Here is a 24,313-nt window from a genome sequence, read left to right as displayed (position 1 = left end):
CCGCGACCGATATAGTTTCATCGCCCGCACTGGCAATTCATCGCCAAGTGCCGATATAACGCTGCATGTCCAGCCTCCCGCTTTCCATTCTCGACCTCGCGCCCGTTGCCGAGGGTACGACGACCCCGCAGGCCCTGCGCCACATCCTCGACCTCGCCCGGCTCGGGGACGAGCTGGGCTATACCCGGCTCTGGTATGCCGAGCATCACGGCATGCCCTCGATCGCCTCGTCCTCGCCGGAGGTGCTGATCGCCACCGCCGCGGCCGCCACCAGCCGCATCAGAGTCGGCTCGGGCGGCGTCATGCTGCCCAACCACGTGCCGCTGCGGGTGGTCGAGACCTATCGCACCCTCAATGGCCTCAATGACGGCCGCATCGACCTCGGCCTCGGCCGCGCGGGGGGCAGCGATAGCCGCACCCTGTCGGCCTTGCGCAGCGTCGGTGGCGAATACTTCTCGCAGGAGCTGGCCGAACTGCTGGCTTTCGAGGAGGGGACGTTCCCCGCCGGGCATCCGTTCGAGCAGGTGCGCGTGGTGCCGGAAGGCGTCGACCTGCCACCGATCTATCTGCTCGGCTCCAGCGGCGCCAGTGCCGAGGCGGCCGGGCAACTGGGGGTTGGCTATTCGTTCGCCGCTCATTTCAGCCCGACGCCACCCCGGCCGGCCTTCGACGCCTATCGCAAGGCCTTCCAGCCCAACGCCATCTTCCCCGAGCCGCGCGCCATCCTCGCCGTCTCGGCCATTGTCGCTCCGACCGATGAGGAAGCAAAATTCCTCGCTGGCTCCCAAGCGCTCAGCTGGGCCCTGTTCCATTCGGGGCAGATCCGCAAGCTGGTGTCGCCCGAGACGGCAGCGGCACATGCTTACACGGCGCGCGAAACCGCCATCATCGAGAACCAGTCGCCGCTCTGGATCATCGGCTCGCCCGAAACCGTGCGCGACGATATCCAGCGCCGCGCCGATGCGGCCGGCGCCGACGAGGTGATGGTGACCACCACCATCTGGGACTATGCCCTGCGGCTGCGCAGCTATAGGCTGCTGGCCGAAGCCTTCGGGCTTTGACAGCTCAACGGACGGCCCTCCAGGCCGCAATGATCGCCTCGGCCGAGAGTGCGATATCGGCCTCGGTGGTGCTGCCCGAAGTGATCGAGATGCGCATCACCATCTCGCCGCGCCACATGGCGCCGGCGACATAGCAGACGCCGTCGGCTTGCACCCTGGCAATGACGGCTTCCGTCGCGGCGTTGCGCGCCGCCACGTCGCCTTCGCCAAAGCCGATGATCAGCTGATTGATGGTCACCGCGTTGACCACGCGCACGCCCGGCTCGCCGGCCAGCAGTGCCGCCATCTGCTGCGCCATGCGGCAATGGCCGGCAACGAGATCAACGACACCCTCGCGACCCAGGGTCTTGAGCACGGCATAGACCGGCACGCCACGTGCCCGCCGCGACAATTCCGGCACGTAGTTGGAGGGCACCCGGTCGCCTTGGGCGATGGAGGGCAGGTAGCTCGACCACTGTGCCATTGCCCCGATCAGAGTGTCCTTGTCGCGCACGATGGCGAAGCCGGAATCGTAGGGCGCCTGCAGCCATTTGTGGCCATCGGTGACCCAGGAGTCGCATCCCTCGATACCTGCCGTCAGCTGTTTGAGCGCGGGCACGGCGCGGGCCCATAGCCCGAAGGCACCATCGACATGCACCCAGGCATCATGCGCCTTGCCGATGGCGACGATCTCCGTGAACGGATCATAGGCGCCGGTGTTGATCTGCCCGGCCTGCGCGATCACCACCTTGGGGCCACTCAGCCCGGCAATGGCAGTCTCCAGCGCCGACGGCAGCATGCGGCCCTGATCGTCTGTGGCAATGGTGATGACCCGCTTGCGGCCGAAGCCGATCAGCTGCAGCGACGAGAACAGCGACGAATGTGCATCCGCCCCGATCAGCACATGCACCGGAGGCGCGCCGAACAGCCCGTCGGCATCGGGATCCCACCCGGCAGCCAGCAGCGTACCGGTCCGGGCGGCGGCAAGGCAGGTGCCATTGGCAACCGTGGCCCCGGTGGAAAAGCCGATGCCGCTCTGGCGCGGCAGGTCGAGCATGTCGAGCAGCCAGCCTTCTGCCGTTTCCTCGATGGCCGCAGCGGCGGGCGCCGTCGACTGGTAGCCGGCATTCTGCCCCCAGGCGCTGACCAGCCAGTCGGCGGCGACGCCCGCCGGATGCGAGGCGCCCATCACCCAGGCAAAGAACCGCGGCCCCACCGTCGGCATCAGCCCCGGCCCGGCCATCTCCGCCAGCTCAGACAGCATCGCCCGCGCGTCCATGCCCGTCTCGGGCAGGGGCGCAGCGAACCGTTCGCGCTGCTGGTGATAGGTTTCGAGGGGCCGGGCCGGCCCGGTCCCGACACCGTCGCGATAGGCAACCGCGTGTTCAACCGCCTCGTCGAACAGGGCCTGCAGCAAGTCGGACATGCTCATCCCTCCATAGGAGAGATGAGCCTAGTGCAAATCAGCGCTGCCGGCACACGCTAATGCGTCAGGCGGCCAGCGCCTTGCGGATGGCGGCGCCCATTTCTTCGGTGCCGATGGTTTTGCGGTTGTCCTGCGCGATGTCGCCGGTCCGCAGACCCGAACCGAGCACCGAGGCAATGGCGCCCTCGAGCCGCGCGGCCAGTTCCACCATGTTGAACGAATAGCGCAGTGCCATGGCGAACGAGGCCAGCATGGCGATCGGGTTGGCAATGCCCTGCCCGGCAATGTCCGGGGCCGAGCCGTGCACGGGTTCGTAGAGCGCCTTGCGCATGCCCTTGGCGTCGGGAGCGCCCAGCGACGCCGACGGCAGCATGCCCAGCGAGCCGGTCAGCATGGCGGCCGCGTCCGACAGGATGTCGCCGAACAGGTTGTCCGTGACGATGACGTCGAACTGCTTGGGATTGCGCACCAGCTGCATGGCGCAGTTATCGGCCAGGATGTGCTGGAACTCGACATCGGCATAGTCGGCGGCAACGGCATGCGCGACTTCGTCCCACAGCACGCCCGACTTCATGACGTTCTTCTTGTCGGCCGAATGCACCAGCTTGTTGCGGGTGCGGGCCAGATCGAAGGCCACGCGGCAGATGCGGTCGATCTCGTAGGTCTCGTAGACCTGGGTATCGACGGCACGCTTCTGGCCACCACCCAGATCGGTGATTTCCTTGGGCTCGCCGAAATAGACGCCGCCGGTCAGTTCGCGCACGATCAGGATATCGAGCCCTTCGACGATCTCGCGCTTGAGCGCCGAGGCGTCGGCCAGCGCCGGATAGCAGATGGCCGGACGCAGATTGGCAAACAGCTGCAAATCCTTGCGCAGGCGCAGCAGGCCGGCTTCCGGCCGCTTGTCATAGGGCACCTTGTCCCACTTCGGGCCGCCCACGGCACCGAAGATCACCGCGTCGGCGGCCAGCGCCTTGCCCATGTCCTCTTCCGAGATGGCCTCGCCATACTTGTCGAAGGCACAACCCCCGACCAGGCCGCTGTCGGTCGCGAAATCGGTGAGCTGCTCGCTATTGGTCCAGGCAACCAGCTTTTCGACCTCGGCCATGATTTCGGTGCCGATGCCGTCGCCGGGAAGAAGAAACAGTTTCTGGGACATGATGATCTCGGGGTTGGGCGGCTAGAGCCGCTTCTGCAAGAAAAAGCGGCTCGACCCGCGCGGATGCTCGTCGATGCTGCCGAAGACGGAAAAGCCGAGCTTTTCGTAGAACGGCCTCGCCTGGAAGGAGAAGGTGTCAAGCCAGAGGCCCACCAGGCCCCGGTCGCGCGCCCAGGCTTCGGCGCGTGCCATCAGCTCCTGGCCGATGCCGCGACCTTGCTGGCCGGGCGGCACTGCCACGTACTGGATGAACAGCCACTCGAAGATCTGGTAGCCGTAGAGGCCGCCGGTCACCGGACCACCAGGCGCGTCGCTCAGGAGCACGCTGTAGGGCTGATACCCCGCATCACGGCCAGCCAGCTTCTCGCTGGCCACCAGCGCCGCCAGCACCGCGTCGACATCGGCCGTCGTCGGGTCGAGCTTTTCGGCGTAGACGACCATCAGCTCTTGTGCGCGCCGATGCGGGCGTCGACTTCGATCTCGATCTTCATCGTCTCTTCGATCATGCCGACCAGCAGCATGGTCGCGGCCGGCCGGATGTCCGAAAACACCGGGCCGACGGCCTTGACCACCTCGTCCACATAGGACCGGTCGCCGACATAATAGGTGACGCGGACCACATCCTTGATATCGGCGCCGGCATCGTTGAGCGCCTTCTCGATGGTCTTGAGCGCATTGCGCGCCTGTTCGCCCACCGTTTCCGGCATGGTCATGGTGGCATAGTCATAGCCGGTGGTGCCCGACACATGCACGCGATCGCCATCGACGACGGCGCGCGAATAGCCAAAAGTCGCCTCGAACGGCGACCCGGTTGAAATGCGGCGCACCATCAGATCCAGGGCCTCTCGGCGGCCATCTTGTTCTCGAAGCTGCCGATCATCGCGTGCTGCTTGAGCGTGGCGGCAATATCGTCGAGGCCTTCGAGCAGGATGTGCTTGCGGGCCGGGTCGATGTCGAACGTTACCGTGCCGCCATCGGGACCCTTGATGGTCTGGCTTTCCAGATCGACGGTAATCGTGGCATTCGAGCCGCGCTCGGCGTCGTCCATCAGCAGTGCCAGCTGCTCGGGCGTCACCACGATGGGCAGGATGCCGTTCTTGAAGCAGTTATTGTAGAAAATGTCGGCAAAGCTGGTGGAGATGACGCAGCGGATGCCGAAATCGAGCAGCGCCCACGGCGCGTGCTCGCGGCTCGAGCCACAGCCGAAATTGTCGCCGGCGACGATGATCTTGGCCTGCCGGTAGGCCGGCTTGTTGAGGACGAAGGCGGCATTTTCCGAGCCGTCGTCATTGTACCGCATTTCCGAGAACAGCGCCGAGCCCAGGCCGGTGCGCTTGATCGTTTTCAGGTACTGCTTGGGGATGATCATGTCGGTGTCGACATTGATGATCGGCAGCGGCGCCGCGACCCCGGTGAGCGTGGTGAATTTGTCCATGTCGGCAAAACCCCTTTTGGTGGCGGTGTAATGAGCCAATCGGGGGTTCCCGGTCAAGGGCGGCGAAAGATGTAGGCGTTCGGCCCGGGGCGGCGCACCACTGGCCGGCGGTGCGCTGTGCCCGGAACCGACCCTATGCCGCCAGCGACGTCTTGGCCGCCACACCCAGCATCAGGTTGAGGTTCTGCACCGCGGCACCGGAGGCGCCTTTGCCGAGGTTGTCGTAGACCGCGATCAGTGCAGCCTGGCGCTTGCTGTCATTGGCAAAGACGTGCAGCCGCATGGTGTTGCTGTTGTTGTAGATTTCCGGATTGAGCTCGGCGCTGCGCTCGGCCTCCGCGAGAGGCGCCACTTCGACAAAGCCGTCGCGGATCGCCGCAAAATGGTCGGCAATGGCCGCGTGCAGCTGCTTGCCGGTGACGTCGTCGGAAAGCTGGTCGAGATGCAGCGGCACCATGACGATCATGCCTTGCGCGAAATTGCCCACCACCGGGGTGAACAGCGGCTCGCGGCCGAGCTTGGCATAGGCCTGCAGCTCGGGCAGGTGCTTGTGCTTGAAGGTGAGGCCATAGGGCATGAACTCGTTGGCGCCTTCGCCCTGAGCGACATAGTCCTCGATCATCTGCCGGCCGCCGCCCGAATAGCCGGAAATACCGCTGACGCTGATCGGCAGGTCCGGCGGCACGAGACCGGCCTCGACCAGCGGCCGCAGCATGGCGATGGCGCCCTGCGGCCAGCAGCCGGGATTGCCGACGCGCCGGGCGCTGGCAATGGCCGCAGACTGATCCTTGTCCATCTCGGCAAAGCCATAGGACCAGCCGTCGGCAATGCGGTGCGCGGTGGAGGCGTCGATGACCTTGGTGGTGTCGTTCTCGATCAGCGACACGCTCTCCTTGGCCGCATCGTCGGGCAGGCAGAGAATGGCGACGTCAGCGAGATTGAGCAGGCGCTTGCGCTCGGCAAGGTCCTTGCGCTTGTCCTGGGCGATGGAAATCACCTCGAGATCGCGCCGTCCGGCCAGCCGCTCGCGGATCTGCAGCCCCGTGGTACCGGCCTCGCCGTCGATGAAAATCTTCGCAACCATCGTCTGCCTCCGTCGCATGGGACCAAGCGCGTCATATAGGTCATAAGTGACGCCGGGCAAACCCGTTGCATGGGGCTCAGTGCGGCTCGTGTGCGTCGGCAACCCCCTGCTGCCAATAGCCAGCAGCCCGGATCCACTCGAGGTTGAAACCGCGCTGCTCCACCAGATGGGCTCGCAGGGCTTTCACAATGCCGCTCTCGGCAGCCATGAACGTATGCGCATCACCGGCCGGCAGTTCCAGGCCGGCGACTTGCGTCAGAAGCGGCGCTGGATCGCCGGCAGCTGGGCCCTGTCGCGACACCCAGTGGGTCTGCAATGCAGCGCGTGTCTCCAGCGGTTGGCGTTCGGCATCGTCGGCAATCTCGATGAGGGCGACCGCTATTGCGCCGTCGGGCAGCTCCTCCAGCCGCCGGGCAATCGCCGGAATGCCGGTTTCGTCGCCGATCAGCAGGTACCAGTCGAATGCCAGGGGCACGATCTGCGAGCCACGCGGGCCGCCAATGACCAGCTGCTGGCCGACTTCCGCCTGCGCGGCCCAACTCGCTGCCGGACCATCGCCGTGCAGCACGAAATCGACGTCGAGCGTCTGCGCCACCGGATCAAAGCGTCGGGGCGTGTAGTCGCGCATTGCCGGGCGCGGCTGATCGGCCGGAAACTGCACCCCGTTCGGACCGGCGACCGGCAAGACCGGGGCGCAGCCGGGCTCGGGGAAGAAGATCTTGATGTGATCGGCATGGCCCGGACTGGCAAAGCCCGCCAGCTGCTCGCCCGACAGGGTGACACGCCGCATGCGCGGCGTCAGATCGGTCACGGCAGTGACATCGAGCACGCGGATTCGGGTTTCGTGGCGCAGGCGGACCGGGGTTCTATCCATCACATCTTTTTCCTGAGTATTTTTATCATGAATATGCCCGGAGGCCTTCCGAGGCAACCCGTCGGCGCCGCTCGGGGGCTTTCAAGCCGCCGCTGCACGCGGTAAGCAACCAGAACGAGGAAATACGGAGAGGCCGCCAATGACCCCGCACAATCACGCCAAGCCCGGTGACTATGCCGAAAGCGTCCTGCTGCCCGGTGATCCATTGCGGGCCAAGTGGGTGGCCGACACGTTCCTCGGCGACGCCCGGCAGGTCAATTCGGTGCGCAACTGTCTCGGCTTTACCGGCACCTGGAATGGCAAGCGCGTCTCGGTGCAGGCGACCGGCATGGGCCAGCCGTCGCTTTCGATCTATGTGCACGAACTGATCAATACCTATGGCGTCAAGAACCTCATCCGCATCGGCACCAGCGGCGGGCTCAATGCCAATGTGAAAGTGCGTGACCTGATTATCGCCCAGGGCGCCACCACGGACTCGGCCATCGTCCGCGACGCCTTCCCGGGCTTCAATTTTGCGCCGATCGCCGATTTCGGCCTGCTGCGCTCGGCGGTCGAGAAAGCCGAAGCAGCAAAGCTCCGCTACCACGTCGGCAACATGTTCTCGTCCGATCTCTTCTACCACGCCGAGCCCGGCCTTGAGGGCTATGGCAAATTGCCGGCGCACGGCATCCTCGGCGTCGAGATGGAAGCCGCCGCGCTCTATACCCTGGCAGCCCGCTTCGGGGTGAAGGCCCTCGCCATCTGCACCATGACCGATTGCCTGATCACCCATGACGAACTGAGCGCCGAAGATCGCCAGAGTTCGCTCAAGGACATGGTCGCCCTGGCGCTCGACGTGGCGGTCGGCGCCTGACCTCACGCAGGCTTCACGCGAGCGGGATCAGTTGCGCCCTTATCCCGCCGCGTTTTGTCCCTTAACATCCCCTTAACAGGGGACCCCCGCATGCTTGCCAAGACCAACGCCGCCCGTCTCAGTGAATCCGTCAAGAGCATTGAGACGATGACGCGATTTGCGCTGGCGGTGCTGGCGCTCGCATCGGGCGTCTACACCTACCTCGGCGTCCGCAGCCTGCTCGATGGCACGGCGACATTCGTGTTCTTTGCCGCCATCATCTATTCGGCGGCGGTTTCGGTGGCGATCTACGCCTTCTGGAGCTTCATGCTGCGCTTTGTGCCGCTGGTGATCTCGGGCGTGCAGCGTGTCGCGCTGTTCCTGACGATGGCGATCGGCTGCGTGATGATCATCGCCATGTCGAGCTGGCTCAACGCCGCCGCGCTGGCCGGTTCGGCGGCGCTGGAACAGCACCTGGCCGTGACCCTGCAAGGCTATGTCTCCGATCTCGACGATGCCCATGGCAACGCCCTCTCGGCGCAGTCGCTGCTGCCCGACGTGCAGCGCGCCCAGGAGCGCTTTGCCCGGCTGGCCACCGATGAACGCAATTCCGGCGCCCTGACCGGCACCACCGGCTCCGGCTCGGTGGTGCAACTGCTGACCCAGATGAGCGCCCAGATGGGCGAACTCAGCACCACCATCACCGCCAGCCGCGACGAGGTATCGGCGCTCTTTTCACAAGGCTCCGAGCATCTGGCGAGGATGCGCGAGCTGGTTTCCGGCACCGGTACCATCGAACCGCGCTCGGATGCCTTTGCCGCCGAGGTGGTGGAACTCAATGCCGTGATCTCGGCGCTGCAGGAGACCGGCGTGGCGCCGTCGGTCAAGCGCGCCGCCCAGGACCTGTCGCTCGGCTTCATCGCGCCGGTCGCCGATGGCGGCAATGCCTCGCTGGTCAGCCGCCAGGACGAGGTGATGGAAACGGTGCGCGCTTCGGTTGCCGCGCAGTCCGCAGCGCTGACCCAGGCCGCCGACGAAATCCTCGCCGAGGGCAAGGTCGAGCCGCGGCGCTTCGTGCCGCTCAGCTCGGCCGAAGCGGTGCTGCGCTACTGGAGCGACTTCATCCCCAGCTGGGCCGGCGCCATATCCATCGATCTGCTGCCGGTCGTCCTGGTGCTGGTGCTGATGATCGTGCACGACGCCATGCGCCGCGAAACCCACAATACCGCCGAAGCCGATTCGATGACCGCCGGCGAACTGCTGCGGGCCCTCGCCCTCTATCGCCAGATGACACGCGAACCCGGCCCCACCGAGGATGACCTCGTCGCGGCCGAAGCCGCCACGCGCCCCGAAGCGCCCAAGGATACCGACGCCACCGTCACCCCGATCGAAGTCGGGCGCGGCAAGCGCAGCGACGGACCGGCACGCTCGTGACCCAGGCCATCAAGCGGCGCGGACTGGCAGGCTGGCTTGCCGGGCTGGATGATGGCGCCATTATCCGCACCGCGTTCTACGTCATGCTCGTCGGCTGCGCCGCAGTGCTCTATGTCGACTATGGCGAGCTTAACGAGGCGGCCGATCCGCTGCTGGCGGCGCCGCAGATGCCGGTATTGCCCGCCTTCGATCCGGATGCGCCCGACGCGCCGGCCGGACCGGCTGTCACCACGGATCAGGACACCCTGCGACAGCCGCTCGACGTCAGGCTGGGCAGTGGCGGCACGCTGGAGCTGACCGGCACCATCGATGCCGGATCTGCCGCCCGCTTTGCCACCGAGCTCGAAGCCGTGCGCGAATACGTCAAGGTGGTGGCGCTCGACTCGCCCGGCGGCTCGGTCAACGACGCGTTGGCAATGGGCCGGTTGATCCGCGAGGAGGGACTGAGCACCTCGGTGGCCGCGGGATCGCTCTGCGCCTCGTCCTGCCCGCTGGTGCTGGCCGGTGGCATCAAGCGGCTGGCAGATGCGGGCTCCGCCATCGGCGTGCACCAGATTTACGCCAATGTCGCCGCCAACAGCATGCCGGCCAGCCTGCGGGCGGCGGGAGCCGCGATGTCGGACGCCCAGAAGACGACAGCGACCATCACCCGGTATCTCACCGATGCAGGCGTCGACCCGGCGCTTTGGCTGCATGCGCTCGAGACACCGCCGGCGCGGCTTTACTACCTGACGCCGGCCGAAATGACCGACTATCGTCTGATCACCGCACTGGAAAACTAAGTCTGGAACCTTCGCCGCGCGGGTGCGTTTTGCACTCGGGAGAGGAGGCCCAAGATGCAGACCAAACAGACACTCACGCGACATCAGGACATTCAGAACTGGGTCGCCAGCAAGTCCGGCTTGCCGGCAATCAAGCGGATTGCCGACCATTCCGGTACGATCCACCCCCGCCTGACCCTCAATTTTGCCCGGCGTCGCGGCATGCCGGCAAGCACCCCCACCCAGGACGACGGCATGAGCCCGGTGTCCTGGACAGCGTGGCTGGCTGAACTCGATCGCCAGCGTCTCGCCTTGCGCGTCTCGCAGGGCGATGAGTTCGAACTGATCGAACGCAAGGATCTCAACTAAGAGCCGGGATGGCTGCCGACGGAGTGCGCCCCCGCCTCCGCCTCGGAGGCCTCAACCGACCCCTTCGACCCCCAACATCGCCTCAAGGCCGGATTTCAGTCCGGCCTTTCTTTTTGTCTGCTGTCAGATGCGGTGAACCGCCGAGGGATAGGGATGCTGCGGCATGACATCGGCCGGCAGTTCGGCCATGCAGACGCGGTCGCGGCCGTTGCGCTTGGCCGCATAGAGCGCCGCATCGGCGCGGCGGCGCAGATCCGAAACGCTTTCGCCGCTCTGCCATTCGGCCACCCCGAAACTCGCCGTGCAGCGCTTCCACTCCGGCAGCCCCGGCACCGGCAGGGCGGCGAAGCCGGCCCGCACGCCTTCGGCAAAGAGCCGCGCTCCGGCCGCGTTGGATCCCGGGAGGAAGATCGAGAATTCCTCGCCGCCCACCCGCGCCACGGTCATCCGGGCAGCGGCGACGCGCTTGAGAATGCCGGCAAAGGCGGTGATGACCCGGTCGCCCATGTCGTGGCCGTAGGTATCGTTGACCGACTTGAAGTGATCGAGATCGCAGACCACCATCGCCGCCGGCAGGTCGCTCTTGCGCATGGCGGCCAGACCCGGCTCGACGCGCTGCTCGAAGCCGCGGCGATTGTAGAGCCCCGACAGCGGATCGGTCTCGGACCGTGCAGTAACTTCCACCAGCATGTCCCGCACCAGCAGCGTCAGCATGAGCAGCCCCATGGCGACCTGCAGCATGGCGCCCAGGCTCTGCGAGTAGAGCGCATAGGTCGTGGCGATATAGGTCTGCGGGCTGTCGCCGGGACCGCCCAGCAGGCCCGCCATCAGCGGCTTGGAGAGGAACTGCACCGCACTGAGCACCAGCGTCGCCAGGATGGCAAGATCCAGCCCCTCCCGCCGTCCAGAGCGCAGCACCAGCCAGGCGGCAAGGCCCTGCAGGGCTGCATAGGGGACCTGGTAGGCAAACTGGCGGAAGAGTGAATCGCGCCCCAGGTCGTAGCCGATCCAGTTGGCGCCGAAGCTGGCCAGCAGCAGCATACCCAGCAACGGCCAGGGCACTGCCACGCCGAACCGTCGCGCCACACCCACCACGGCCGCTGCCAGCGTCAGGAAGAATGCCGTGAACCCCAGCAGATAGACCGGCTTGGGATAGACCTGCGTGGGCAGGATGAACTCGCACGACAGATAGACAATGACGAAGCCATAGGCCATCGCGAACCAGTACGACACCCGGTCGGAGCGGTTGTTCAGGCCAACGAGCAGGAAGGCCAGGGCGAATAGCCCGGCCACAAACAGGTTGATCGCGAGGATGAAACCCGCGCCGCTCATGAATCTATCCTACTATGGTACCGCAATCAGACTAGGCACATCCCGCCAAGAACAGGTTAATGTCCTGCACTGTATTGGGAACCGCAGCGCGGCTCCCTACGTAGGGTAAAGGTTCAACCAGCAGAGGCGTCATATGTCCAAAATCCTCAAGTCCCGCGAAGAAATCCGTCAGTGGGCCATCGCCCGCGGTGGCAATCCGATGCTCGCCGAAGTTCCGGACGGGACCGGCAGCCGCACCCTGCTGCAGCTGACATTTGGACAATATGAGCTGAATACCGACGAGAACGAGGGGCCGGATCGTCCGGGCGGCTTCGAACTGTCGAGCTGGGATGACTGGTTCACCGCCCTCGAGGCCAATGGCCTTGCCGTCCGCGTCTCCGACGATCCGTCGGGCGGCAACGAGGCCGAGTTCGACTTCGTGCCGCGCGACTGAGTCGCCTCGCCGCAAAGGTGACCTGCAGGCCGGTGACTCTCAGTCGCCGGCTTCGATGGCTTCCATGTCGTCATCGGAAAAGCCGAAATGGTGGCCGATCTCGTGCACGAGGACGTGCGTGATGATCGCCCCCAGCGTCTCCTCGTGCTCGGCCCAGTAGTCGAGGATAGGACGGCGATAGAGCCAGATCTGATTGGGCAACTGCCCGGTCAGCGGATTACCGGCGCCCTGCGGCAGGCCGACGCCGCGAAACAGCCCGAGAATGTCGAACTCGCTTTCGAGCGCCATCTCGGTGATCGTTTCCGCATCGGGGAAATCGCTGACGACGCACGGCACATGGCCCACCAGCGCCCGGAATTCGTCCGGCAGCCGGGCGAATGCCTCGGCCGCCATGATCTCGAAATCATCGAGTGACGGGGCGGCCTGAGCCGCCCAGTCCTGTCCTTCGAGCACCGGGCTCAGTGGCTTGGCCACTCGCGGATATCCACGAAATGCCCGGCAATGGCCGCTGCCGCTGCCATTGCAGGCGACACCAGATGGGTGCGACCCTTGAACCCCTGACGCCCCTCGAAATTGCGGTTCGAGGTCGAGGCACAGCGCTCCTGCGGCTTGAGCTTGTCGGCGTTCATGGCCAGGCACATCGAGCAGCCCGGCTCGCGCCAGTCGAACCCGGCGTCCTTGAAAATCACGTCGAGGCCCTCGGCTTCCGCCTGTTCCTTGACCAGACCCGAGCCCGGCACGACCATGGCGCTGACCGCCGGGTTGACCTTGTGGCCCTTGACCACCGCTGCTGCGGCCCGCAGATCCTCGATACGGCCATTGGTGCACGACCCGAGGAACACCCGTTCCACCGCGATATCGGTGATCCTGGTGCCGGGGGTCAGCCCCATATATTCGAGCGCCCGCCATTTGGAGGCGCGCTTGTTGGCGTCCTCGATGTCGTCGGGATTGGGTACCACCCCGTTGACCGAGATCACGTCCTCGGGCGACGAGCCCCAGGAGACGATTGGTGGCAGCTTGGCGGCATCGAGCACCACGACCTTGTCGTAATGCGCACCCTCATCGGTGTAGAGGCCCTTCCAGTAGTCGAGCGCCATGTCCCAGGCCTTGCCGGTCGGCGCGCGGGGGCGGCCCTTCACATATTCGAAGGTCTTCTCGTCCGGCGCGATCAGGCCGGCGCGGGCGCCGCCCTCGATGGTCATGTTGCAGACCGTCATCCGGCCTTCCATCGACAGCGAACGGATGGCTTCGCCGGCAAACTCGATGACGTGGCCATTGCCGCCGGCGGTGCCGATCTCGCCGATGATGGCAAGGATGATATCCTTGGCGGTGACGCCCGGCGGCAACTGGCCGTCGACACGCACCAGCATGTTCTTGGCCTTCTGCTGCATCAGCGTCTGGGTGGCGAGCACATGCTCGACTTCCGAGGTGCCGATGCCATGCGCCAGGGCGCCGAAAGCGCCATGCGTCGAGGTGTGGCTGTCACCGCAGACGATGGTCATGCCCGGCAGCGTAAAGCCCTGCTCGGGGCCGACGATGTGAACGATGCCCTGCCGGCGGTCGAGTTCGTTGAAATACTCGACGCCGAAATCCTGGGCGTTCTGCGCCAGCGTGTCGACCTGCAGCTTGGATTCCGGATCGTCGATGCCGAAGCGGCGGTCCGACGTGGGCACATTGTGATCGACCACGGCGAGCGTCCGCTCGGGATGGCGCACGGTACGGCCGTTAATGCGGAGGCCCTCGAACGCCTGCGGGCTCGTCACCTCGTGCACGAGGTGCCGATCGATGTAGAGGATGCCTGTGCCATCCTCGTTCGTGCCGACCAGATGGTCGTCCCAGATCTTGTCGTAAAGCGTTCTGGCCATAGCCTGAGGTATCCAGCTCCGGAGGTGAGGGGTAACGCGGCGTTCTAGTCCCCGGCAGGCAAGCTGGTCAAGCTCACCGGATGGCGGAGCCGTACACCTCGGCGCGAGGACCGCGCCCGCAGGTGCGGCAATGGCACCCGCCGTCGTGGCGGCGTCACGCTGAGAGGGTAGCCCAAGGCCGGGTCTTGGCACTCGACAATATCTGCCCCGCAACGCACTCTGACCCGAACACTGCGTTGCGGTTCGAGGGGGACAACAGTGAACGAGGCGCTATTTCTAGAGACCCGTGCCGACCTGCTGGCGCGCGCCCAGAATCTGCTGGCCACCGAGCCCGGATTCGGCCGCTTCCTGCGCCTGACGGTTGAGGCTGCCGACCCCGAAGACCTCAAGACCTGTCCGGCCGATCTGCTGGAGGCCCTGTTTCGCAAGTCCTATTCGCGGCTCGGCAAGCGCGAGCTGGCCAACCACCGCATCTATTTCCTGCCGGCCGAGCATCCGGGACACCCCGAGATCATCGAGATCTTCTCGACCGACATGCCCTTCATTGTCGACAGCGTCCTTGGGGCCATTCGCGCCCATGGCGGCGTGATCCGCTTCCTCACCCATCCCATCCTGCAGTTCGATCCGCAGACCTATCGCGTGCTCGACATGCCGACACCCGGCAGCCGGCACGAGAGCTTCCTGCACCTGCAGATCGACCCGCTGCCCAGCGACAGTGCGCGCGAAGCCATGATCGCCGAGATCAATGCCGTGCTGACCGATGTCGGCCGTGTTGTCGCCGGCTGGCGGCCGATGCTCGAGCGCGTCCGCCAGACCATCCAGAGCTGGCACGACCATCCGCCCAAGGCCGCGCCGCCGGCGGTTGCCGAAGCCATGCACTTTCTCGGCTGGCTGGCCGAACACAACTTCACCTTCCTGGGCATGCGCGAATACCGGCTCGAGGGTTCGGCGCTTGAGCCGATCGCCGACAGCGGCGTCGGCATTCTCGAGGATCACAAGGTGCGCTTCCTGCGCGCCGGCGCCGACTACGTGGAGATGACGCCGCAGCACGTCGCCTTCCTCAAGGAGGCCGAGCCGCTGCTGGTCACCAAGGCCAATATCCGCTCCCGCGTGCACCGCCGAACCCACATGGACTACATTGGCGTCAAGCTTTACGGCGACCTTGGCGAGGTGACCGGTGAGCTGCGCATCCTCGGCCTCTTCACCTCGATGGCCCTTGCCACCCCGCACAGCGAAGTGCCGCTGATCCGTCGCAAGATCAGCGAAGTGATGCGCCGCTTCGAATACAACCCGGCCGGCCATGCCGGCAAGGCGCTGATGAACGCGCTCGACACCTATCCGCGCGACGAGTTGTTCCAGATCGACGTCGCCCAGCTGCTTGAATTCGGCACCACCATTGCCGCGCTGACCGATCGGCCGCGGGTCCGCGTCCTCTCGCGTCTCGACCGTTTCGACAATTTCGTCTCGGTGCTCGTCTTCGTGCCACGCGAACGTTACGACAGCGACGTGCGCGCCCGCATCGGCGACTACCTGGCCGGGGTCTATGAAGGCCGCGTTTCGGCCTACTACCCGAGCTTCCCGGAAGCCGACCTGGTGCGGGTGCATTTCATTATCGGCCGCAATAGCGGGCAGACCCCGGAGCCGGACCGCGACGAGCTCGAAGCGGCCGTCACCGAAATCACCCTGAGCTTTGACGACAGGCTCGCCGCCCTGACCGAGGATGCGGCCCTGCTCGCGCCCTATCTCGAGGCGTTCTCTGCCGGCTACCAGGCCCATAACACGCCCGAACGGGCGCTGGCCGATATCGGCGTCATCAATGGCCTTGCCGATGACACCTCGATTGCCCTTCGCCTGGGCGCGCGGCAGGGCAGCGACGGCACGCTGGGTCTGAAAGTCTATCACCGCGGGGCGCCGATCCCGCTTTCGTCACGCGTACCGATGCTGGAAAATTTCGGCTTCCGCGTCATCGACGAGTCGACCTACACCATCTCCCCCGCCTCGCTTGGCGAGATCTGGGTGCACGACATGGTGGTCGAGGCCGCCGACGGCGTCGACCTCACCGACCGCGAGCTGGCGGCCAAGGTGGAAAGCGGCATCCTTGCCGTCTGGGGTGATGCGGCCGAAAGCGACGGCCTCAACCGGCTGACCGCTGCGGCCGGGCTCGCCTGGGACGATGTCGAACTGTTGCGGGCGCTCACCAAATATCTCCGCCAGATCGGCATCGCCTATTCGCGCAGCTATCTGGTGACCACGCTGGCAGCGCATCCCGGAGTGTCGGCAGCGCTGGTGGCGCTGTTCCATGCCCAGAATGATCCGCATCTGGACGCCGACCGCGATGCAGCGACCGCCGCCGCCCGCGACACCATCGCGGCAGCGCTGGAGGCGACCGCCTCGATCGATGACGACCGCATCATCCGCCGCTACCTCAACCTCGTCGATGCCATTGTCCGCACCAATGCCTATCAGCGCGACGAAGCCGGTCAGCGCCGGCCGGCCCTGGCGTTGAAGTTCGATTGCCACAAGGTCGACGAACTGCCGCAACCCAAGCCGTTCCGCGAGATCTTTGTCTACTCGCCGCGCGTCGAGGGACTGCATCTGCGCTTTGGCGCCATTGCCCGCGGCGGCCTGCGCTGGTCCGACCGGCCAGAGGACTTCCGCACCGAAGTGCTGGGCCTGGTCAAGGCGCAGCAGGTCAAGAACGCCATCATCGTTCCGGTCGGCGCCAAGGGCGCCTTCGTGCCCAAGCGCATGCCGGCCAAGGCCGACCGCGAGACGGTGCAGCGCGAAGGCACCGCCTGCTACAAGATCTTTGTCTCCACCCTCCTCGACGTCACTGACAACCTCGTCGCCAACGAGGTCGTGCCGCCGCAGAACGTCATCGCCCGCGACCCCGAGGACCCCTATCTGGTGGTCGCCGCCGACAAGGGCACGGCGAGCTTTTCCGACACCGCCAATGCCATTGCGCTGGAACGCGACTACTGGCTCGGCGACGCCTTCGCCTCCGGCGGCTCGGTCGGCTACGATCACAAGAAGATGGGGATCACCGCCCGCGGCGGCTGGGAGGCGGTCAAGCGCCACTTCCGCGAACTCGACCGCGATATCCAGTCCCAACCCTTCACGGTGGTCGGCGTCGGCGACATGTCAGGTGACGTTTTCGGCAACGGCATGCTGCTGTCGCCGCATACCCGGCTGATTGCCGCCTTCGACCACCGCGACATTTTCATCGATCCCGACCCAGACAGCTCCGTCAGCCTGGCCGAGCGGGCCCGGCTCTTCACCCTGCCCCGTTCCAGCTGGCAGGATTACAAAAAGGAGCTGATCTCGAAGGGCGGCGGCGTCTATTCCCGCTCGCTCAAGCAGGTGCCGCTGTTTGCCGAGGCGCGGCGCGCGCTGGGCCTGGGCAACGACCCGGTGACCCCGAATGACGTCATGCGGGCCATTCTCAAGGCCGAAGTCGATCTGCTCTGGTTCGGCGGCATCGGCACCTATGTCCGCGCCTCGGGAGAAACTGAAGCCCAGGCCGGCGACAAGGCCAATGACGCCATCCGCATCACCGGTGCGCAACTGCGCGCCAAGGTCGTGGGTGAAGGCGCCAATCTGGGCGTTACGCAGCGCGGACGGGTGGAATATGCCCTCGCGGGAGGCCGCATCAATACCGACGCCATCGACAATTCCGCCGGGGTCAACTCGTCCGACCTCGAAGTCAATATCAAGATCGCGCTGGGGACGGTCGTGCGCTCGGGTGAGCTCACCTATCAGGTGCGCAACGAGTTCCTCGCGTCCATGACCGAGGAGGTCGCGGCCCTCTGCCTGCGCAACAACTACCTGCAGACGCTCGCCATTTCCGTGGCGCAGTATCGCGGGCTCTCCGAGTTCCCCGATCATCTGAGCCTCATCGACACGCTGGAGCGGCGCGGCCTGCTCATGCGCGCCGTCGAGTTCATCCCCGACGACCAGGTCCTGCGCGAACGCGCCCAGGGCGGCCAGGGACTCACCCGACCCGAACTCGCTGTCCTGCTGGCCTATGCCAAGATCACGGTCTATTCCGACCTGCTCGACTCCTCGGTGCCCGACGACCCCTACCTGGGCAAGGAGCTCTATCGCTACTTCCCGGCCCGGCTCGACGAGACCTTCCCGGACGCCGTCGCCACGCACCGGCTGCGGCGCGAGGTCATCGCCACCGTGCTCTCCAATGCCATGATCAACCGCGGCGGCCCCGCCTTTGTCAGCGAGATGCAGACCGCCACCAGCGCCGATGTCGGCCAGGTTGCCGCGGCCTACGCTGCCGCCCGCGACAGCTACGGCCTGCAGGACTACAACGCCGCCATCGACGCGCTCGACGGCACCATCTCCGGCGAGACCCAGCTGCAGCTCTATGCCGAGATCGAGGCCCTGCTGACCCGCGAGACGCTTTGGTTCCTGCGCAATGCCGTTTTCGACCAGGGGCTGCAACCGCTGATCGACCGCTATGCCGGCGGCGTGCTGGCTATCCGCAATCAGCTGGGCCATCTGCTCTCGCCCTTCCTCAGCGAGAGCATCGGCAAGCGCGCCGCGGTGTTTGAGGCCGGTGGCGCGCCCAAGGCAATCGCAAGGCGCATCGCCGAGCTCTCGGCCCTCGCAGTTGCCACCGACATTGTGCTGGTCGCAGACCGCACCGGTATCGATGTGGTCGATGCAGCCGTCGCCTTTTACGGTGTGCTCGACGTCTTCCAGCTCGGCCGGGTGCTGGAGGCAGGCAGCCGGATCGTGCTGGCCGACAAGTTCGACCGCATGGCGCTCGACCGCGGCCTTGCCAACCTGATGCGGGCCCAGCGCGACCTGACCGCCGACGTCATCGGCTTTGGCACCGGCCCGATCCACGAGCGCCTCGCTGCCTGGCATGCTGCCAGCCCCGATGCCATCGACCGGGTGACTGCCGCCGTACAGTCACTGACCGAGGGAGACATGACCGTATCGCGCCTCAGCGTCGCCGCCGGCCTCCTCGCCGACTTGGCCAGGAGCGCCTGAGGTGTTATGTGTATGGAAATCGAAATCCATACACATCCGGTGACGTCATGCGCACGAATATCGATATCGACGATGACCTGATGGCCGCCGCCATGCGGGCGAGTGGCGAGAAGACAAAGAAGGCTGTGGTCGAAGAGGCCTTGCAATTCTACGCCAGAAACGCCCGGCTCAAGCAGGCGATAAGCAATCTTGCCGGCATCGGCTGGGAGGCCGACCAAATGCCGGTTCTTAGGGAGTTTTCCGAGGACGGCTCACCGCTAGATGAAGCCTGATGATCGTCGTCGACAGTTCGGTCTGGATCTCGCATTTCAACAGCGTTCTCGAACCTGAGGTGCTGCGTCTGCGCAGCCTGGAAAATGCGCATGACGTGCTTGTCGGCGACCTCATCCTCCTAGAGGTTCTAAGAGGCGCTCGCTCGGAACGAACCGCCCGGATCATCGAGCACGAACTGCGGCTCTTCACGGTTCGCCCAATGTTGACCGCTGACCTTGCTGTCGCGGCGGCCCGAAACTATCGCACGCTACGCTCCAGCGGCGTCACGCTCCGCAACTCGTCCGACTTGATCATCGGGACCTATTGCATCGAGAACGGCCACAAGCTTCTGCATCGCGATCGCGACTTTCTGCCGATGCATCGCCACTTGGGCCTGCAACTCGCCTGATCAGTGGCGGAAGTGGCGCATGCCGGTAAAGACCATGGCGATGCCGGCCGCGTCGGCCGCATCGATCACGTCCTGGTCCTTGACCGAGCCGCCCGGCTGGATCACCGCCGTGGCACCCGCCTCGACCGCCGCCAGCATGCCGTCCGGGAACGGGAAGAAGGCGTCGGAGGCAACCACGGACCCCTGCGTCAATGCCCCTCCGAGACCGGCTGCCTGTGCTGCATCGATCGACTTGCGATGCGCCACGCGGCTGGAATCGAGCCGGCTCATCTGCCCCGCGCCAATGCCCACCGACGCGCCGTCCTTGACGTAGATGATGGCATTCGACTTGACGTGCTTGGCGATCTTCATCGCCAGCTTCAGGTCGGCCAGCTCGGCCGCCGTCGGCTGCTTCCTCGTGACGACCTTGAGCTCGACATCGTCGATCCGGCCGGTGTCGCGGGTCTGCACCAGCAGGCCGCCGGCCAGCGACTTGACCATCAGCGCCGGCGAGGCCGGATCGGCAAGCGCGCCGGTGGTCAGGAGCCGCAGGTTCTTCTTCGCCGCAATGATCTGCACTGCCTCGGCGGTGGCCGACGGCGCCACGATCACTTCGGTGAAGGTCTTGACGATTTCGGTAGCCGTCTCGCCATCAATCTCGCCGTTGAGCGCGATGATGCCGCCAAAGGCTGAGACCGGGTCGCAGCGCAGCGCCTTGAGATAGGCGTCCTTGAGCGAGGTCCCGGTGGCCACGCCGCAGGGATTGGCGTGCTTGATGATGGCGACGGCCGGCACCGCTGGATCGAACTCCGAGATCAGCTCGTAGGCGGCATCGGTGTCGTTGAGATTGTTGTAGCTCAGCGCCTTGCCCTGCACCTGCTGGGCCGTCGCGACGCCGGGACGTTGTTCGCCGGTGGCGTAGAACGCTGCCCACTGGTGCGGGTTCTCGCCGTAGCGCATCACTTCCCGCAGCTGCCCCGAGAAACTGCGGTAGGGCATGTCGGCGTAATCGAGCGTCTGGGCGAACCAGTTCGAGATTGTGGCGTCGTAGTTGGCGGTACGGGCATAGGCCTTGGCGGTCAGCTTCTGACGCATAGCGTAGGGCACGCCGCCGGTCTGGCGGATCGACTCGAGGATCTGCGGATAGTCGGCGGGGTCGACCACGACCGTGACGTAGGCGTGGTTCTTGGCCGCCGAGCGGATCATTGCCGGGCCGCCGATGTCGATATTCTCGATGGTTTCGTCATAACTCGCGCCCTTGGCGATAGTCGCCTCGAACGGATAGAGATTGACCACGACCAGGTCGATTGCCCCGATTTCGTGGTCCTCCATCGACGCCTTGTGCGCCGGATTGTCCCGTACCGAGAGCAGCCCGCCATGCACCTTCGGGTGCAGCGTCTTGACCCGGCCGTCCATCATTTCGGGAAAGCCCGTGAGATCGGAAATGTCTCGCACCGCCGCGCCGGTCCCGGCGATCAGCTTGTGCGTGCCGCCGGTCGACACCAGATCCACGCCGAGCTCGGCCAGTGCGCTGGCAAATTCGGCCATGCCGGTCTTGTCGAACACCGACAGAAGCGCGCGTTTGATGGGGATGGTTTTGCCGTCCGACATGAGAAGCTGCCTGCGCTGGTGTTGATGCGCGGCCTGCTAGCACCTTGCCGCGACGATTGGAACCAGAATCAACCCTCTTCGAGGGTGAAAATCCAGCTGACCTCGCTGGCTTCGGCCGCCAGCACATCGAGGACGATCTGCTTGGTCCGGTGAAAACCGAAATAGGCCGACTGCCGCACACTGTCTTCGACGCGCATGTCCGCGCCTTCCCACAGGAAGGTCCAGATCGCTCCCGAGGAGAGTTTGAGACGCAGCAAGTCGTCGGTGTGCTGCACCTCGGTCTGGTGTGCCAGATGGAAGCGGATGGCGCAGGCGCCCGACACGCGGCGCGCATGCGTGAAGCGATCCTGACCGACCAGCGTCTTGCCTTCCGACATCAGCGTCAGATGACGCTCCAGCACCACGCCGAAGCGATCCTCATAGCCATGCGTGCGCATCATCAGCGACTGGTCGGCCTCGAAGGTCTCCAGTTCCGGGTCGCGTCCGACCGGCAGGAGCCGGCCTTCCATCGCTCCCGATGTGCCGATTGCCGCTGCTGACAGCGCATTGATGGTTGGCGCCGAATGGGCAATACCCTGGCGGAAGAGCGTATTGTCACCTTCCAGACCCGCAGGCGCCGGGCCGCAATTGCAGACCACCAGGTCGCGGCCATAGCTGAACTCGAAAGACAGTGCACCGGCGTGCGCCAGCGCCGAATACTCGGGCTCCGGCACGAGGCCGGAATCGGCCACCACGGTAGCGCGGCCCGAGATCAGCCGGCCATAGCCGCCGGTAATGCCGGTGGAGCGGGCCCGCGCCGGGCTCTGTGCCTGCACGGCAACCACGAGGTCATGCGGCATCTGCCCCGTACCGTTGAAATAGCCCGGCTCGCCGGTACCCAGCGAAATGGCGTCCAGCGCCCTATGCATCTTCTCGAGCAGTTCGGTGAACTCGTTCGAATATTGCTCGTGGTTGCGTCGCAGGGCCTGCTTGATGGTGATCAGTTCGACAAGGATCAGCACCTGCTGCCGGGCACAGCGCGACCGGTGCAGGCCGTCCTCGTCGATCTGGTCGTCGAGCAGGCGGTGCGCCCGCCGCACCCGCGGATAAACCTCGGCTTCGGCTCGTTCGTTGCTGAGCGCCACGCCGACAAGAGCGATGGCAGCCAGCAGCGCGTCCAGCGGATCGGTGGCCAGTATGCCGCGCAGCTTCAGCGACTGGATCTGCGAGGAGAGCGAACGGGAAATCGTTTCCTGCTGCTCGAGCGTTGCGCCCTCCACCAGTATATTGAGGTGGCGCAGCCAGTTGAGGACCCGTCGGGCGGTCAGCGATGGCCCCCAGGTCTGCCAGTTGAAACCACCCTCGCGGCCAATCCAGTCGAGCGTCAGGGTCCGCGCAAAGCGCCGCTCCTCATCGGTGCGGGCATCGCGGAAGTGCCGCAGCCAGGCAAATGTATGCAGGTCGTCGAGCCAGTCGGCGTTGTTGACCTCGACCGAGAACGGCGACACGCCGTGTGTATCGACGAGCTTGGACTGCAGAAGGTAGCGCCCCTGCATCATCTCGAGCACGGTTTCGCGGTCCGATGGCCGGAATTCACCGAGGGCCCCCACCAGTTCCTCGTTCGACGGACCGGTCCAGGTCCAGCGAATCAATGGATTGGTGACGGCATAGTCGGCAAGCGACAGCAAAGTCCGGCGCGCAAGAAATCGCATCGAAATTGCCAAACTACTCGTCCTTACGCCTTTAGGCCCCGGCCGGTGATAGTCCCCACCCGGCCGCTTTGCCAACCCTAACTAGTCAAGCTCGCCGGAACCGCGCAATGAAGAACCCGTCCAAAGTACCGCCCTTTCCCCCGGAATCGCCTATTGCGACCGCAGGATGCGTCCGCACCCAGCCTTCCGGAGTCACCGTCGTTTCAAGGCCCGCCACCTCGCCGGCAGAGACCGGATCGGCGACGAGTTCGGGCCGATGCGTGGCAATCCAGCGGGCCTGAGCCTCACCCTCTTCGGGTTCAAGGGAGCAGACGCAGTAGACCAGCGCGCCCCCCGGCTCAAGCAGGCTCGCCGCATGGGAAATGAACTGGCGCTGCAGGGCCACCCGGCCGGCAATGTCACGGGCGGTGCGATGCCAGATGACCTCCGGATGCCGGCGGAACGTGCCCGTGGCCGAGCACGGCGCGTCGAGCAGGATGCCGTCAAACTTCTGTTTGGGCACATAGCTGGTCCCGTCCGCGGCGACGACGTCGGCGGCATAGTTGAGCCGGTGCAGGTTCTCGCGCAGCCGCTCGAGCCGCACGGGATCGCTGTCGAGGGCGGTGACTGCATAGCCCGCCTTGATCAGTTGTGCCGTCTTGCCGCCCGGCGCCGCGCACAGGTCGAGCACCCGCGCGCCGTCTGCCAGTTTCAGCAGCCGTGCCGGGATCGCTGCCGCCGCGTCCTGCACCCACCAGCGGCCATCGGCATAGCCGGGCAGTTCGCTGACTGGCGCATCGCGCTTGTCGACACGCACCGTATCGGCGGAGATCACCTGACCGCCGAGCAGTTCGACCAGCACCGGATTATCGTGTTTGAGCGTCACATCGAGCGGCGCCCCCTCGGCCAGTGCCGCGCCGAATGCCGGCACCACATCGCCATAAGCCTCGGTCCATTTGGCCTTCAGCCAGTCAGGAAACAGCAGATCGGTCGGCAATGCGCGGAGAACGTCTGCCTCACCCTGCGCCCGACGCAGCACAGCGTTCATCAATGCCGCCAGATGCTGGCTCTTGGGGTCGCGCTTGACGGCTTCCACCGCGAGAAAAAGAGCACTGTGGTCGCCCATATCGGGGAGATAGAGGAGTTGCGCCAGGCTGATCCGCAGCACCGCTTCAAAGCTGCCGCTCTTTTTGGGCATGCCCTTGTCGAGCAGGATGCCGATCGCCGCCGTCACCTGACCGTGGTGGCGGAGCGCTGCTGTCAGCAGCTTGTTGGCCAGCGCCCGGTCGCGGCTGTCGGCCACTTCGGACGCGCCGAGCGGCACCATGTGATCTCCCGCCA

22 protein-coding genes are annotated in these 24,313 nt (G+C 65.5%); 9 read left to right on the top strand and 13 right to left on the bottom strand.

Features of this window, described 5'->3' with window-relative positions:
• The first annotated feature begins 65 nt into the window (after window positions 1–65).
• On the top strand, window positions 66–1,061 hold the full coding sequence (locus AC0L4C_RS06025; protein ID WP_473402721.1) for an LLM class flavin-dependent oxidoreductase: 996 nt from the start codon (window positions 66–68) through the stop codon (window positions 1,059–1,061).
• Between the two features lie 4 nt (window positions 1,062–1,065).
• Here AC0L4C_RS06025 and AC0L4C_RS06020 read toward each other — a convergent pair whose 3' ends face one another.
• From AC0L4C_RS06020 to AC0L4C_RS05990, 7 genes are all read right to left on the bottom strand, one after another.
• Entirely contained in the window at window positions 1,066–2,466 is a 1,401-nt protein-coding gene (locus tag AC0L4C_RS06020) for a pyridoxal phosphate-dependent decarboxylase family protein (protein WP_473402720.1), read from the bottom strand.
• A gap of 64 nt (window positions 2,467–2,530) precedes the next feature.
• A complete protein-coding gene (gene leuB / locus AC0L4C_RS06015; RefSeq protein WP_473402719.1) occupies window positions 2,531–3,625 on the bottom strand; it encodes a 3-isopropylmalate dehydrogenase in 1,095 nt (364 codons plus the stop codon).
• 21 nt (window positions 3,626–3,646) lie between these two features.
• Complete coding sequence (locus AC0L4C_RS06010) at window positions 3,647–4,066, bottom strand: GNAT family N-acetyltransferase (RefSeq protein WP_473402718.1); 420 nt, start codon at window positions 4,064–4,066, stop codon at window positions 3,647–3,649.
• Entirely contained in the window at window positions 4,066–4,455 is a 390-nt protein-coding gene (locus AC0L4C_RS06005) for a RidA family protein (RefSeq protein WP_473402717.1), read from the bottom strand. Before AC0L4C_RS06005 ends, AC0L4C_RS06010 begins: the two co-directional genes overlap by 1 nt.
• The gene (gene leuD, locus AC0L4C_RS06000) at window positions 4,455–5,060 is read right to left on the bottom strand and encodes a 3-isopropylmalate dehydratase small subunit (RefSeq protein ID WP_473402716.1); all 606 of its coding nucleotides are present in this window, start codon (window positions 5,058–5,060) and stop codon (window positions 4,455–4,457) included. The genes AC0L4C_RS06005 and leuD overlap by 1 nt, the downstream gene beginning before the upstream one ends.
• Window positions 5,061–5,193: 133 nt before the next feature.
• Window positions 5,194–6,144: an N-acetyl-gamma-glutamyl-phosphate reductase gene (gene argC / locus AC0L4C_RS05995; RefSeq protein ID WP_473402715.1), complete on the bottom strand. Its 951-nt coding sequence runs from the start codon at window positions 6,142–6,144 to the stop codon at window positions 5,194–5,196.
• A 76-nt stretch (window positions 6,145–6,220) separates the two neighbouring features.
• Entirely contained in the window at window positions 6,221–7,018 is a 798-nt protein-coding gene (locus AC0L4C_RS05990) for a siderophore-interacting protein (protein ID WP_473402714.1), read from the bottom strand.
• Window positions 7,019–7,157: 139 nt separating this feature from the next.
• Here AC0L4C_RS05990 and deoD point away from each other — a divergent pair, with 139 nt between their 5' ends.
• The 4 genes from deoD (at window position 7,158) to AC0L4C_RS05970 (ending at window position 10,414) form a co-directional block, all read left to right on the top strand.
• On the top strand, window positions 7,158–7,871 hold the full coding sequence (gene deoD, locus AC0L4C_RS05985; RefSeq protein WP_473402713.1) for a purine-nucleoside phosphorylase: 714 nt from the start codon (window positions 7,158–7,160) through the stop codon (window positions 7,869–7,871).
• Window positions 7,872–7,961: 90 nt separating this feature from the next.
• Window positions 7,962–9,284: a hypothetical protein gene (locus AC0L4C_RS05980; RefSeq protein ID WP_473402712.1), complete on the top strand. Its 1,323-nt coding sequence runs from the start codon at window positions 7,962–7,964 to the stop codon at window positions 9,282–9,284.
• On the top strand, window positions 9,281–10,066 hold the full coding sequence (locus tag AC0L4C_RS05975; RefSeq protein ID WP_473402710.1) for a COG3904 family protein: 786 nt from the start codon (window positions 9,281–9,283) through the stop codon (window positions 10,064–10,066). Before AC0L4C_RS05980 ends, AC0L4C_RS05975 begins: the two co-directional genes overlap by 4 nt.
• A gap of 54 nt (window positions 10,067–10,120) precedes the next feature.
• Window positions 10,121–10,414, top strand: a complete 294-nt coding sequence (locus tag AC0L4C_RS05970; protein ID WP_473402709.1) for a hypothetical protein — start codon at window positions 10,121–10,123, stop codon at window positions 10,412–10,414.
• Between the two features lie 123 nt (window positions 10,415–10,537).
• Here AC0L4C_RS05970 and AC0L4C_RS05965 read toward each other — a convergent pair whose 3' ends face one another.
• On the bottom strand, window positions 10,538–11,746 hold the full coding sequence (locus AC0L4C_RS05965; protein WP_473402707.1) for a GGDEF domain-containing protein: 1,209 nt from the start codon (window positions 11,744–11,746) through the stop codon (window positions 10,538–10,540).
• Between the two features lie 133 nt (window positions 11,747–11,879).
• Here AC0L4C_RS05965 and AC0L4C_RS05960 point away from each other — a divergent pair, with 133 nt between their 5' ends.
• The gene (locus tag AC0L4C_RS05960; RefSeq protein WP_473402706.1) at window positions 11,880–12,179 is read left to right on the top strand and encodes a hypothetical protein; all 300 of its coding nucleotides are present in this window, start codon (window positions 11,880–11,882) and stop codon (window positions 12,177–12,179) included.
• Window positions 12,180–12,218: 39 nt separating this feature from the next.
• Here the strand turns inward: AC0L4C_RS05960 and AC0L4C_RS05955 are convergent, their stop codons facing one another.
• Window positions 12,219–12,572, bottom strand: a complete 354-nt coding sequence (locus AC0L4C_RS05955) for a metallopeptidase family protein (RefSeq protein WP_473403462.1) — start codon at window positions 12,570–12,572, stop codon at window positions 12,219–12,221.
• A gap of 65 nt (window positions 12,573–12,637) precedes the next feature.
• Window positions 12,638–14,044 (bottom strand): 3-isopropylmalate dehydratase large subunit, encoded by a 1,407-nt coding sequence (gene leuC / locus AC0L4C_RS05950; protein ID WP_473402705.1) that lies wholly within the window; start codon window positions 14,042–14,044, stop codon window positions 12,638–12,640.
• 258 nt (window positions 14,045–14,302) lie between these two features.
• Here leuC and AC0L4C_RS05945 point away from each other — a divergent pair, with 258 nt between their 5' ends.
• Genes AC0L4C_RS05945 through vapC form a run of 3 tightly spaced genes read left to right on the top strand, consistent with a single transcriptional unit; the run spans window position 14,303 to window position 19,712 of the window.
• The gene (locus tag AC0L4C_RS05945) at window positions 14,303–19,051 is read left to right on the top strand and encodes an NAD-glutamate dehydrogenase (RefSeq protein WP_473402704.1); all 4,749 of its coding nucleotides are present in this window, start codon (window positions 14,303–14,305) and stop codon (window positions 19,049–19,051) included.
• 47 nt (window positions 19,052–19,098) lie between these two features.
• Window positions 19,099–19,323 carry a type II toxin-antitoxin system VapB family antitoxin gene (locus AC0L4C_RS05940; RefSeq protein WP_473402703.1) on the top strand — a complete coding sequence of 75 codons (225 nt, stop codon included), beginning with the start codon at window positions 19,099–19,101 and terminating at the stop codon, window positions 19,321–19,323.
• Window positions 19,323–19,712, top strand: coding sequence for a type II toxin-antitoxin system VapC family toxin (vapC, locus tag AC0L4C_RS05935; protein ID WP_473402702.1), 390 nt, complete (start codon window positions 19,323–19,325; stop codon window positions 19,710–19,712). The genes AC0L4C_RS05940 and vapC overlap by 1 nt, the downstream gene beginning before the upstream one ends.
• On the opposite strand, the gene purH is transcribed toward vapC, so the two are convergent.
• From purH to AC0L4C_RS05920, 3 genes are all read right to left on the bottom strand, one after another.
• Entirely contained in the window at window positions 19,713–21,302 is a 1,590-nt protein-coding gene (purH, locus tag AC0L4C_RS05930) for a bifunctional phosphoribosylaminoimidazolecarboxamide formyltransferase/IMP cyclohydrolase (protein ID WP_473402701.1), read from the bottom strand.
• A gap of 68 nt (window positions 21,303–21,370) precedes the next feature.
• A complete protein-coding gene (locus tag AC0L4C_RS05925; protein ID WP_473402700.1) occupies window positions 21,371–22,993 on the bottom strand; it encodes a heparinase II/III family protein in 1,623 nt (540 codons plus the stop codon).
• An 85-nt stretch (window positions 22,994–23,078) separates the two neighbouring features.
• On the bottom strand, window positions 23,079–24,299 hold the full coding sequence (locus tag AC0L4C_RS05920) for an RsmB/NOP family class I SAM-dependent RNA methyltransferase (protein ID WP_473402699.1): 1,221 nt from the start codon (window positions 24,297–24,299) through the stop codon (window positions 23,079–23,081).
• Window positions 24,300–24,313 lie beyond the last annotated feature (14 nt).

Source organism: Devosia sp. J20-27 (assembly GCF_055808595.1).
The sequence above is the reverse complement of the archived record's forward strand: the minus strand, read 5'-3'. Positions and strand labels throughout refer to the sequence as shown.

Excerpts from the sequence above, each read along its gene's own strand:
- AC0L4C_RS06025 (WP_473402721.1), top strand. The coding sequence starts at position 66 with ATGTCCAGCCTCCCGCTTTCCATTCTCGACCTCGCGCCCGTTGCCGAG.
- AC0L4C_RS06020 (WP_473402720.1), bottom strand. The coding sequence starts at position 2,466 with ATGTCCGACTTGCTGCAGGCCCTGTTCGACGAGGCGGTTGAACACGCG.
- leuB (WP_473402719.1), bottom strand. The coding sequence starts at position 3,625 with ATGTCCCAGAAACTGTTTCTTCTTCCCGGCGACGGCATCGGCACCGAA.
- AC0L4C_RS06010 (WP_473402718.1), bottom strand. The coding sequence starts at position 4,066 with ATGGTCGTCTACGCCGAAAAGCTCGACCCGACGACGGCCGATGTCGAC.
- AC0L4C_RS06005 (WP_473402717.1), bottom strand. The coding sequence starts at position 4,455 with ATGGTGCGCCGCATTTCAACCGGGTCGCCGTTCGAGGCGACTTTTGGC.
- leuD (WP_473402716.1), bottom strand. The coding sequence starts at position 5,060 with ATGGACAAATTCACCACGCTCACCGGGGTCGCGGCGCCGCTGCCGATC.
- argC (WP_473402715.1), bottom strand. The coding sequence starts at position 6,144 with ATGGTTGCGAAGATTTTCATCGACGGCGAGGCCGGTACCACGGGGCTG.
- AC0L4C_RS05990 (WP_473402714.1), bottom strand. The coding sequence starts at position 7,018 with ATGGATAGAACCCCGGTCCGCCTGCGCCACGAAACCCGAATCCGCGTG.
- deoD (WP_473402713.1), top strand. The coding sequence starts at position 7,158 with ATGACCCCGCACAATCACGCCAAGCCCGGTGACTATGCCGAAAGCGTC.
- AC0L4C_RS05980 (WP_473402712.1), top strand. The coding sequence starts at position 7,962 with ATGCTTGCCAAGACCAACGCCGCCCGTCTCAGTGAATCCGTCAAGAGC.
- AC0L4C_RS05970 (WP_473402709.1), top strand. The coding sequence starts at position 10,121 with ATGCAGACCAAACAGACACTCACGCGACATCAGGACATTCAGAACTGG.
- AC0L4C_RS05965 (WP_473402707.1), bottom strand. The coding sequence starts at position 11,746 with ATGAGCGGCGCGGGTTTCATCCTCGCGATCAACCTGTTTGTGGCCGGG.
- AC0L4C_RS05960 (WP_473402706.1), top strand. The coding sequence starts at position 11,880 with ATGTCCAAAATCCTCAAGTCCCGCGAAGAAATCCGTCAGTGGGCCATC.
- AC0L4C_RS05955 (WP_473403462.1), bottom strand. The coding sequence starts at position 12,572 with ATGGCGGCCGAGGCATTCGCCCGGCTGCCGGACGAATTCCGGGCGCTG.
- leuC (WP_473402705.1), bottom strand. The coding sequence starts at position 14,044 with ATGGCCAGAACGCTTTACGACAAGATCTGGGACGACCATCTGGTCGGC.
- AC0L4C_RS05940 (WP_473402703.1), top strand. The coding sequence starts at position 19,099 with ATGCGCACGAATATCGATATCGACGATGACCTGATGGCCGCCGCCATG.
- vapC (WP_473402702.1), top strand. The coding sequence starts at position 19,323 with ATGATCGTCGTCGACAGTTCGGTCTGGATCTCGCATTTCAACAGCGTT.
- purH (WP_473402701.1), bottom strand. The coding sequence starts at position 21,302 with ATGTCGGACGGCAAAACCATCCCCATCAAACGCGCGCTTCTGTCGGTG.
- AC0L4C_RS05925 (WP_473402700.1), bottom strand. The coding sequence starts at position 22,993 with ATGCGATTTCTTGCGCGCCGGACTTTGCTGTCGCTTGCCGACTATGCC.
- AC0L4C_RS05920 (WP_473402699.1), bottom strand. The coding sequence starts at position 24,299 with ATGGTGCCGCTCGGCGCGTCCGAAGTGGCCGACAGCCGCGACCGGGCG.